Source organism: Streptomyces sp. CO7 (assembly GCF_053474865.1).
Genome location: NZ_JBRIOU010000169.1, coordinates 1 through 10,346, shown reverse-complemented (window position 1 = coordinate 10,346; position 10,346 = coordinate 1). Strand labels below are relative to the sequence as shown.

4 protein-coding genes are annotated in these 10,346 nt (G+C 71.0%); all 4 read left to right on the top strand.

The features are described from left to right. Positions 1-6,233 (top strand): amino acid adenylation domain-containing protein (locus ACOV8S_RS31630; protein WP_448321909.1); only part of this gene is annotated, 6,233 nt, incomplete at its 5' end. Positions 6,234-6,302: 69 nt separating this feature from the next. Next, entirely contained in the window at positions 6,303-7,616 is a 1,314-nt protein-coding gene (locus ACOV8S_RS31625; RefSeq protein ID WP_448321907.1) for an MFS transporter, read from the top strand. 40 nt (positions 7,617-7,656) lie between these two features. Next, positions 7,657-9,000, top strand: a complete 1,344-nt coding sequence (locus ACOV8S_RS31620; protein ID WP_448321906.1) for an aminotransferase-like domain-containing protein — start codon at positions 7,657-7,659, stop codon at positions 8,998-9,000. Then, a complete protein-coding gene (locus ACOV8S_RS31615; protein ID WP_448321904.1) occupies positions 8,997-10,313 on the top strand; it encodes a cytochrome P450 in 1,317 nt (438 codons plus the stop codon). Before ACOV8S_RS31620 ends, ACOV8S_RS31615 begins: the two co-directional genes overlap by 4 nt. Positions 10,314-10,346 lie beyond the last annotated feature (33 nt).

The following is a 10,346-nucleotide window of genomic DNA, read 5'->3' as shown; positions in this document are numbered from 1 at the left end:
CCGGCAACCCCACCTTCCGCGAACTCCTCACCCGCACCCGCGAAACCGACCTCGCCGCCTACACCCACCAGGACATCCCCTTCGAACGCCTCGTCGAAGCCATCAACCCCCAACGCTCACTCGCCCGCAATCCCCTGTTCCAGGTGATGCTGGCGCTGCACAGCAACGCGGCTCCCGCGTTCGACCTGCCCGGTCTCTCGGCGGTCGCCGAGGACCTGACCAGGGATGTGACCGGCTTCGACCTCACGTTCAACTTCTACGAGGCCACGGACGACGCGGGGGAACCCGCGGGGCTCGACGGTTTCCTGGAGTACCGCACCGACCTGTCCGACGCGGCCACCGCGAAGCGTTTCACCGAAGGGCTCCGGCTGCTGCTCGCGGCCGTCGCCGAGCGGCCCGACCTTCGGATCGACGCCGTGGAAGTGGTCCCGCCGGCCGCCCGGAGCGAACTGCTCGCCGAGGGAGCAGGCGGCCCGGCGCCGGAGCACCGGTTCTTCACCGACCTGTTCGAGGAGCAGGCGGCGCTCCGCCCCGACGCACCGGCGCTGGAGCACGAGGGCACCGTCCTCACCTACGCCGAGCTCAACACGCGGGCCAACCGGATCGCCCACTGGCTGATCGGACAGGGCGTCGGCGCCGAGCAGCTGGTCGCGCTGGCGGTGCCCAGGTCGGTGGAGATGGCGGCCGCACTGCTGGGCATCCTGAAGTCCGGCGCCGCCTTCCTCCCCGTGGACCCGGCGTACCCGGCGGACCGCATCGCCTTCATGCTGCGGGACGCCGCCCCGGTCCGCGTGCTCGCCGGCCGCGAGGTCGCCGGACGGCTCCCGGCCGGCCCGGAGACCCTGGTCCTCGACGACCCCGCGGCCCTGGCCGGGCTCGACGGCGGCAACCCCACGGACGCCCGACGGACGGCTCGTCTGCGGCCCGACGGCCTCGCGTACACCGTCTACACCTCGGGCTCCACCGGTACCCCCAAGGGCGTGGCCGTCACGCACCGCGGCATCTGCGCGCTGGCCGCGACGCTTGCGGAGAAGTACGGGCTCGGGCCGGGTGACCGCGTCCTGCAACTGGCCTCGATCAGTTTCGACATGGCCCTGGAGGACTTCCTCCGCGCGTTCTGCTTCGGCGCCACCCTCGTCGTCCCCCCGCCCGGCCCCCTGGTGGGCGACGCCCTCGGCGACTTCCTCGAGCAGCGCCGCATCACCTGCTCCGACATGCCGCCCAGCGTGCTCGCCACCCTGCCGGCGCGGCGCTTCCCCGACCTGCGGGTGCTGAGCGTCGGCGGTGAGGCCTGCTCGCCCGCGCTGACGTCGCGCTGGGCTGCCGGACGGCGGATGCTCAACCTCTACGGGCCGACCGAGTCGACGATCTCGGCCACGGCCAGCAGGCCGTTGTCCGGCACGGACCCGTCCGCGACCACTCCCGTCGGAGCGCCGGTCCGGGGCACCCGGGTGTACGTCCTGGACGAGCGACTGCGGCTCGCGCCGCGAGGGGTGCCGGGAGAGCTGTACATCGCGGGTGAGGGTCTGGCCCGGGGATACCTGCGTCGTCCGGGGCTCACGGCGGAGCGGTTCGTGGCCGATCCCTTCGGCCCGGCCGGCAGCCGCATGTACCGCACCGGTGACCTGGTGCGGTGGCGTGACGGCCAGCTGGAGTTCGTGGGCCGGGCCGACGACCAGGTCAAGATCCGCGGCTTCCGCATCGAGCTGGGCGAGATCGAAGCCGTGCTGGGCCGTCATCCGGCGGTCGCCCAGGTCGCGGTGGTGGCCCGGGAGGACCGGCCGGGCGACAAGAGCCTGGTGGCCTACGTGGTGGCCGGGTCCGGGAGCGGCGACGTGGCCGGACCCGGGAGCGGTGAGGTGACCGGGTCAGGTGGCGGCGGGGTGGGCGCGGACACCCTGCGTGCGCACGCGGCCGCCTCGCTGCCCGAGTTCATGGTCCCGTCGGCGCTCGTGGTGCTGGAGAGGCTGCCGCTCACGGCCAACGGCAAGCTGGACCGGCGGGCCCTGCCCGCGCCCGTGTACGAGGCGGAGGCGAGCGGTCGTGGTGCGCGCACTCCGCAGGAGGAGATCCTGTGCGGGCTCTTCGCGGAGGTCCTGGGCGCGCCGGCCGTGGGCATCGACGACAGCTTCTTCGAGTTGGGCGGGCACTCCCTGCTGGCGGCCCGGCTGATCAGCCGCGTCAGATCCGTCCTGGGTGTGGAGTTGCCGGTCCGGGCCCTGTTCGAGGCTCCCACGGTTGCCGCTCTGACCGCTCGGGTCTCGGAGGCCGGTTCGGCCCGGCCCGCGCTGACGGTGAGGGAGCGCCCGGAGTCGGTGCCTCTGTCGCCCGCCCAGAACCGGCTGTGGTTCCTGCACGAGCTGGAAGGGGCGAGCGCCACCTACAACGTCCCGGTGGCGTTCCGGCTCACCGGGGAGCTGGACGCGGACGCACTCGAGCAGGCACTGAACGACGTGGTGGCGCGGCACGAGAGTCTGCGGACCGTCTTCCAGGAGGTCGACGGGCGCCCGGCCCAGATCGTGCTGGGGACGGACGCCGTCGACGTGCCCCTGCACCGTGTCGGCTGTGACGCGCACGAGCTGAGCGCGCTGCTGCACACGGCCGGGCGGTCCGTGTTCGACCTGTCCGCCGAACCTCCCTTCCGGGCGACGCTGTTCACCGTCGGCCCGACGGAACGGGTGCTGCTGCTGCTCGTGCACCACATCGCGAGCGACGGGGCCTCGATGGGGCCGCTGGTACGCGACCTGGAGGTCGCGTACCAGGCACGACTGCACGGGTTGGCGCCCTCGTGGGGGGCGCTGCCGGCGCAGTACGCGGACTACACGCTGTGGCAGCGTGACCTCCTCGGCGCGGAGGACGACCCCGACTCGCTCGTGAGCAAGCAACTCGACTTCTGGCGACAGGCGTTGGCAGGCGCTCCGGACCACCTCGAGCTGCCCTTCGACCACCCCCGGCCGAAGGTGGCCGGCTACCGCGGTGACATGGTTCCGGTCCGCATCGACCCGCAGGTGCATCGCGCGCTCGCCGAGCTCGCCAGGGCCACGAACACCACGGTGTTCATGGTGCTGCAGGCCGCCGTCGCCACCCTGCTGAGCCGGCTGGGCGCCGGGTCCGACATCCCGATCGGCACGCCGAGCGCGGGACGCACCGACGAGGCCCTCGACGATCTGGTCGGCCTGTTCCTCAACACGCTCGTGCTGCGGACCGACACCTCGGGCAACCCGACGTTCCGTGACCTCCTGGACCGGGTGCGCAGGACCGCCCTGACCGCCTACATGCACCAGGACGTGCCGTTCGACCGGGTGGTCGAGGCCGTCAATCCGACGCGCTCGCCGGCCTGGCACCCGCTCTTCCAGGTCATGGTGGTCCTGCAGAGCGCCGGTGGGCAGGAGCTCTCCCTGCCCGGCGTGGTGACGCGGACCGAAGAGATCATCAGCACCCGCACGGCGAAGTTCGATCTCGGCTTCATCCTCAGCGAGCACCACGACGCCGACGACCGTCCGGCCGGGCTGCTCGGAATGCTGGAGTACAGCACCGACGTCTTCCGGAAGGACACCGCCGAACGACTGGTGGCCCAGCTCGAACGCGTGCTGACCCAGCTCGGCACCGCCCCCGACCGGCGGATCGGTGAAGTGGACATCCTGGCACCGGCCGAGCGGACGCGGTTGCTGGAGACGTGGGCCGGGGCCGAGCCCGTCGAGCGGCCGGAGGCCGACTCGGTGCAGGCGGCCTTCGCGGCCCAGGCGTTGCGGACACCGGACGCGGTGGCGGTGCGGTGTGCCGGACGGGACCTCTCGTACCGAGAGTTGGACGAGCGGGCGAACCGGCTGGCCCATCGGCTGGTGAGGCTGGGGGCGGGTCCGGAGGCGCCGGTGGCGGTGCTGATGGAACGCTCGGTGGACCTGGTCGTGGCGCTGCTGGCCGTGCTGAAGGCCGGCGCGTTCTACCTCCCGCTGCACAGCGGGAGTCCGCTGGAGCGGATGCAGTGGATCGTCGACGAGACGGCCGCTCCGGTGCTGCTCACGGACGCGGCGATGCGCGGCCGCGGCCTGCCCTCCGCCCCGACGGTCGTGGTGGTGGACGAGGAGACGGAGCTGGCCGGTCTTCCGACCAGGGACCCTCACGTCACGGTCAGCGCTGACCAGTTGGCGTACGTGATGTACACCTCCGGCTCCACCGGCTGGCCCAAGGGCGTGGCCATCACCCACCGCGACATCCTCGACCTGGCAGCGGACCGGATGTTCGCCTCGCCTGGTGCCCACGAGCGCGTCCTGCTCCTGGCCTCGTACGCGTTCGATCCGTCCACCTACGCCTTCTGGGTACCGCTCCTGCACGGCGGGCGCACGGTCATCAGCCCGGAAGGCGACCTGAGCGTCGCCGAGCTGGCCCGCCTGGTCACCGACGAGGAGATCACCGGCCTCGACATCACCGCAGGACTCTTCCGCCTCATGGCGGAGGAAGCCCCCGAGTGCTTCGCCGGCGTCCGTGAGGTCATCACCGGCGGCGACGTCATCTCCCCCACCGCGGTCCGACGCGTGCTGGAGCACTCCCCCAACACCGTGGTGCGCGCGGCCTACGGGCCCACCGAGACCACGCTCTTCGCCACCCAGTCCCCCTGGACCACAGCCGATACCGTGCCCGCGCCGATACCCGTCGGACGTCCGCTGGACGGCATGCGCGCCTACATCCTCGACGAACACCTCGGTCTCGCTCCGGCAGGGGTAGCCGGAGAGCTGTACCTCGCGGGCGCCGGTCTGGCCCGCGGCTACTACGGACGTCCCGACCTGACCGCCGACCGCTTCGTCGCCGACCCGTTCGGCCCGGCCGGCAGCCGTATGTACCGCACCGGCGACCTCGCCCGCTGGACCACGGACGGGCTGCTGCAGTTCGTGGGCCGCGCCGACGACCAGGTCAAGATCCGCGGCTACCGCATCGAACTCCGCGAGATCGAGACCGCACTCGGCAGCTACCCCGGACTGGCCCAGATCGCGGTCATGGCCCGGGAGGACCACCCCGGCGACAAGCGCCTGGCCGCCTACGTGGTGGGCGAGGGCGGCACCGCGGTGGACGTCGAAAGCCTCCGCACGCATGTGGCCGGGCTGCTGCCGGAGTACATGGTGCCCTCCACCTTCATGGTTCTCGACCGGCTCCCGCTGACCAGCAACAGCAAGGTCGACTACCGGGCCCTCCCCGCCCCCGACCTGCCCGCGACCGGCACCGGACGCGGTCCGCGCTCCCCGCGCGAGGAGGTCCTGTGCGGCCTGTTCGCCGAGGTCCTGGCCGTGTCCACCGTCGGCGTCGACGACAACTTCTTCGCCCTCGGCGGTCACTCCCTCCTCGCCACCCGCCTGGTCAGCCGCATCCGCACCGCCCTCGACGTCGAGCTGCCGGTGCGGGCCCTCTTCGAAGCCCCCACCGTCGCCGCACTGGCCCGGCAGCTGGACGGGACTTCCGGCAGCACGTCCGGGGACTCGCTGGGAGTCCTGCTCCCCCTGCGCGCCGAAGGTCATCTCCGCCCGCTGTTCTGTGTCCACCCGGCGATCGGGCTCAGCTGGGCGTACTCCGGCCTGCTGCGCCACCTGGACGGGCAGCAGCCCCTCTACGGCCTGCAGGCCCGTGCTTTCAGCGAGCCGGGGGCACCGGCACCCGCGCTCGCGGAGATGGTCGAGGACTATCTGCGCGAGATCCGCACGGTGCAGCCCTCCGGCCCGTACGCCCTCCTGGGCTGGTCCTTCGGCGGCATCGTGGCCCACGCCCTCGCGGTCCGGCTGCAGGAGGAGGGCGAGGAAGTCGCCCTCCTCGCCATGATGGACAGCTACCTGCCCACCGACAACTGGGAGAGCGAGCGGCGGTCCTACGACGACCCGGACGTGCTGAGCGCGGTCGCCGCGTCCGTCGGACACGACCCGACGTCGCCCGACAGTCCGCTCGCCGGGCTCGGTGCGGACGCGTTCTCGGCACTGGTCAGGGTCTTCGTGGACATCGCCAACCTGAGCGGGCACATCAGTGCCGGCAAGTTCCTGGGCGACATCCTCTTCTTCGCCGCGACCGCCGACAGGACGGACGGCGACCCCACGCCCGAGGTCTGGTCCCCGCACCTCAACGGACGGATCGACGTGCACGCCGTCGACTGCGCGCACGGGGCCATGACCGAGCCCGGCCCGCTGTCCGTCATCGGAAAGGTCCTGGCCGCGAAGCTGGCCGCCGTCCGCGAGGGACCGGACGAAGCCTGACCTCCCCGCACTCGGGGTGCGCACCGCGCCCCGACACCACAGCTCATCACTTCGTTCTCAGGAGAATCGTTGAATTTCACCAGGAAAGAGAAGGCGGCCCAGCCGCCCCTGGGCAGCAGCTTCAACAAGGTGTGGGGGGCCGCCATCGCCTCGTCACTCGGCGACGGCATCCAGCTGGCCGCCCTGCCTCTGCTGGCTGTCCAGCTGACCACTGATCCCCTGCTCATCGGCACCGTCGGCGCCATCGCCACCCTTCCGTGGTTCCTGCTCGGCCTCCCGGCCGGCGCCCTGGTGGACCGGTGGGACCGCAGGAAGGTGCTGCTGCACTCGGACCTCGTCCGGTTCGTGGTCCTCGCCCTGCTGACGGTCGCCGTGATGACCGATCACGCGAGCATCGGGCTGCTGATCGTGGCGGGCTTCGTCCTGGGCTGCGGGGACGTCTTCTTCGACATCGCCGCGCAGGCCGTCATGCCGGTGGTCACCTCGGGGGACAAGGCGCTCATCCGGGCCAACAGCCGGATCTCCGCCGCCCAGATCAACGGCGAGCAGCTCGCGGGTCCGCCGATCGGTGGTGTCCTCTTCTCTCTGTCCCGCTCGCTGCCCTTCCTGGCGAACGCGCTGTCCTTCCTGATCAGCGCCATCCTCGTCAGCTCCCTCAAGGGCGACTTCGGCAACCCGCCGGCCACCGAGCCCACCCGCCGGAGCCTGCGTGCCGAGGTCGCGGAGGGTCTGCGCTGGCTGCTGAAGCACCGGGTGCTGCGCACGCTGGCCGGCACCGCCGCCATCGGCAACCTCGTCTTCACCGCCAAGATGGCGCTGCTCGTCCTGCTCGCCAAGGAGCAGCTCGGCCTCGGCGACATCGGCTACGGCCTGCTGCTGAGCTCCACCGCGGTCGGCGCCTTCATCGGCAGCTTCATGGCTTCCTCCATCTCCACGAAGCTGCAGGTCGGCAGCATGCGCTGCATCGGCATGACCGTCGAGGGACTGGCGATCGTCGGTCTCGGCCTGAGCGAGAACGCCTGGGTCGCCGGCGCGATGATGGCGGTCGTCGGTTTCTCGATGAGCGTCCAGATCGTCATCGTCGGCTCGCTGCGCCAGCGCCTGGCGCCGGCCGAGATCCGGGGACGCGTGCTCTCCGCCAGCCGCCTGATCTCCCTCATGGGCGCCCCCTTCGGCGGTGTGCTCGGCGGCTACCTCGCGGGCGCCATCAGCCTGCAGGCGCCGTTCGTCCTGGGCGGCCTGCTGATGGTCCTCGTGGCCCTGGTCAGCCTGCCCGCGCTGAGCAACCGCTCCATCCGTGAGGCGATGGACGAGGCCTCCACGGCGGCGGAGCCCACCGAGGAGCCTCCCCTCACAGCGGCGGCGCAGGGCTCGTCGAAGTAGTCACGGGATCGCCGGTCCACCCCTAGGAATGCGAGGTTTCATGAACGACAGCGGAGTGGAACTCCTGACCGCCGACCTGAGCACGGACCGACTGCACGCTGCGCTCGGCGACCCGGCGCTCGCCTCGATGAACTGGCTGAACGAGGTGGCCAACCGGTTCCCGGAGGCGATCTCGCTCGCCCCCGGCCGGCCCAACGAGGACTTCTTCGACCTCGACGACCTTCCCCGGTATCTGCGGACCTTCTGCGACCACCTGGCCGACGGGAAGGGCGCGGACACGGACAGCGTTCGCCGCACGCTCTTCCAGTACGGCCGCACCAAGGGCATCATCTCCGACCTCCTCGCCCGGCATCTGGCCTGTGACGAGGGCATCGACGTCGACCCCGAGGCGATCGTCGTCACGGTCGGCTGCCAGGAGGCGATGTTCCTGGCGCTCCGGGCCCTTCGCGTGGACGAACGGGACGTCGTGCTGTCGGTCTCGCCGGGCTACGTCGGGCTGACCGGCGCCGCACGGCTGGTGGACATGCCCGTGTGGCCGGTGAGGGACACCGAGCACGGGGTGGACCTCGGCCACCTGGTCGAGCAGATCGAAGCGATCCGCGCGGCGGGCAAACGGCCTCGCGCGTTCTATCTCGTCCCGGACTTCGCCAACCCGTCCGGAGCCAGCCTCGACCTGGAGACCAGGCAGGAGCTGCTCGCCATCGCGGCCGAGCACGACCTGCTGATCCTCGAGGACAATCCGTACGGGCTGTTCCAGGCCGAGGTGGGCCGGCGTCCGCCGACGCTCAAGGCCCTCGACACGGCGCGGCGCGTGATCTATCTCGGCTCCCTCTCCAAGACCTGTTTCCCCGGAGCCCGGATCGGGTTCGTCGTCGCGGACCAGCGCGTGGCCGACGCGCAGGGCGGCTCCACGCTCCTCGCGGACGAGCTGACCAAGATCAAAAGCATGCTCACCGTCAACACGCCGCCCGTGGCGCAGGCCATCGCGGGGGGCAAGCTGCTGGAGCACGACTGCAGCCTCCTCAAGGCGAACACCCGTGAAATTCAGCTCTACAGCCGCAACCTGTGGCTGCTGCTGGAGGGCTTGGAACGCCGGTTCCCCCCGGGCGGAGACCACCAGGTCTCCTGGAACACGCCCCGCGGCGGCTTCTTCGTGGTGGTCACCGTTCCGTTCACCGCCGACGACGCCGCGCTGGAGTACGGGGCGGACACGTACGGCGTGCTGTGGACGCCGATGGGCCACTTCTACGACGGCCCCGGCGGCGAGAACCAACTGCGCCTTTCGGTGAGCGTGGTGTCGCCGGACGAGATCGAGACCGGACTGGATCGCCTGGCGACGCTGATCGCCGATCTGTCCGGCAAGGAAGCAGCCACCCAGCAGTGACCAGTTCCGACGTCCAGGAGATGTCCATGCCGCCCACGCCGACCATCCCGAACCTGCCGAACATGTCGAACCTGCCGACCGGAGGCGCCTTCGCCGGCGATCTCACCAGCGTGAACCTGACGGACCCGAGCACCTTCCTGCGCCCTGACATGGAGGATTTCTGGCAGCGTGTCCGGGCCGAGCAGCCCGTCTATCTGCACCCGGCCACGGACCACGGGCCCCCCTTCTGGGTGGTGTCCCGCCATGCCGACGTCATGGCCGTCCTGCAGGACCCCGAGCGCTTCAGCTCACGGTCGGGCAACATGCTGTCCTCGCTGCACAAGCCGGGCGGGGATCCGGCCGCCGGCAAGAACCTGGCGCTCACCGACGCGCCGCGCCACAACGCCATGCGGTCGATCCTGCTGAAGGCGTTCAGTCCTCGCACCCGCACCATGGTGACGGACAACCTGCAGCAGCGGGTCGACCACCTCCTGGGCGGCGCGATCGGCACCGGGACCTTCGACTTCGCCAAGGAGGTCGCGGACCTCGTCCCGATGGGGACGATCTGCGATCTCCTCGGCTTCCCGTCCCAGGACCACAAGTACGTGCTCGAGTTGAGCCGGGAGGCGCTCAGCGCGGACGAGGAAGGGCAGAGCGAGGAGGACTTCTGGCTCTCCCGCAACGAACTCCTGGTCTACTGCCAGGAGATCATCGACGCCCGCCGCGAGGACCCGCAGGACGACCTGATCAGCGCCATGGCCACCTGCCGGATCAACGGCGAGCCGATGACCGACGACGAGGTGGTGGTCAACTGCTACGGCTTCATCCTCGCGGGGGACCACACCAGCCGCCTGGCCATGGTCGGCGCCCTGCTCGCCTTCTCCCAGCACCCGGAACAGTGGCAGGCGTTGAAGCAGGGCCGCGTCCCGATCGCCGGCGCGGTCGAGGAGATCCTGCGCTGGACGACGCCGTCGATGCACATCGGCCGTACCGCGACCACCGACGTCGTCCTCGGCGGCCGGACGATCCGCGAGGGCGACCACGTCATCCTCTGGAACACCTCCGCCAACCGTGACGAAGCCGTCTTCCGGGACCCGCGGAGTTTCGACCTGGCGAGGACTCCCAACAAGCACCTGGCCTTCGGCTACGGCGCGCACTTCTGCTTCGGTTCGTACCTCGGGCGGGCCGAGATCACCGCCGTCCTGAAGACGCTCTGCGCGGGCGTGGACCGGATCGACCTCATGGGTGATCCCAAGCCGCTCTATTCGACGTTCCTGCGCGGATACAGCAGCCTTCCGGTCTCGCTCACTCCCGACGCTTCCGCCGCGGGATGACCCGTCTCCCCCTCCCCGCTTGCCCTTCCCTAC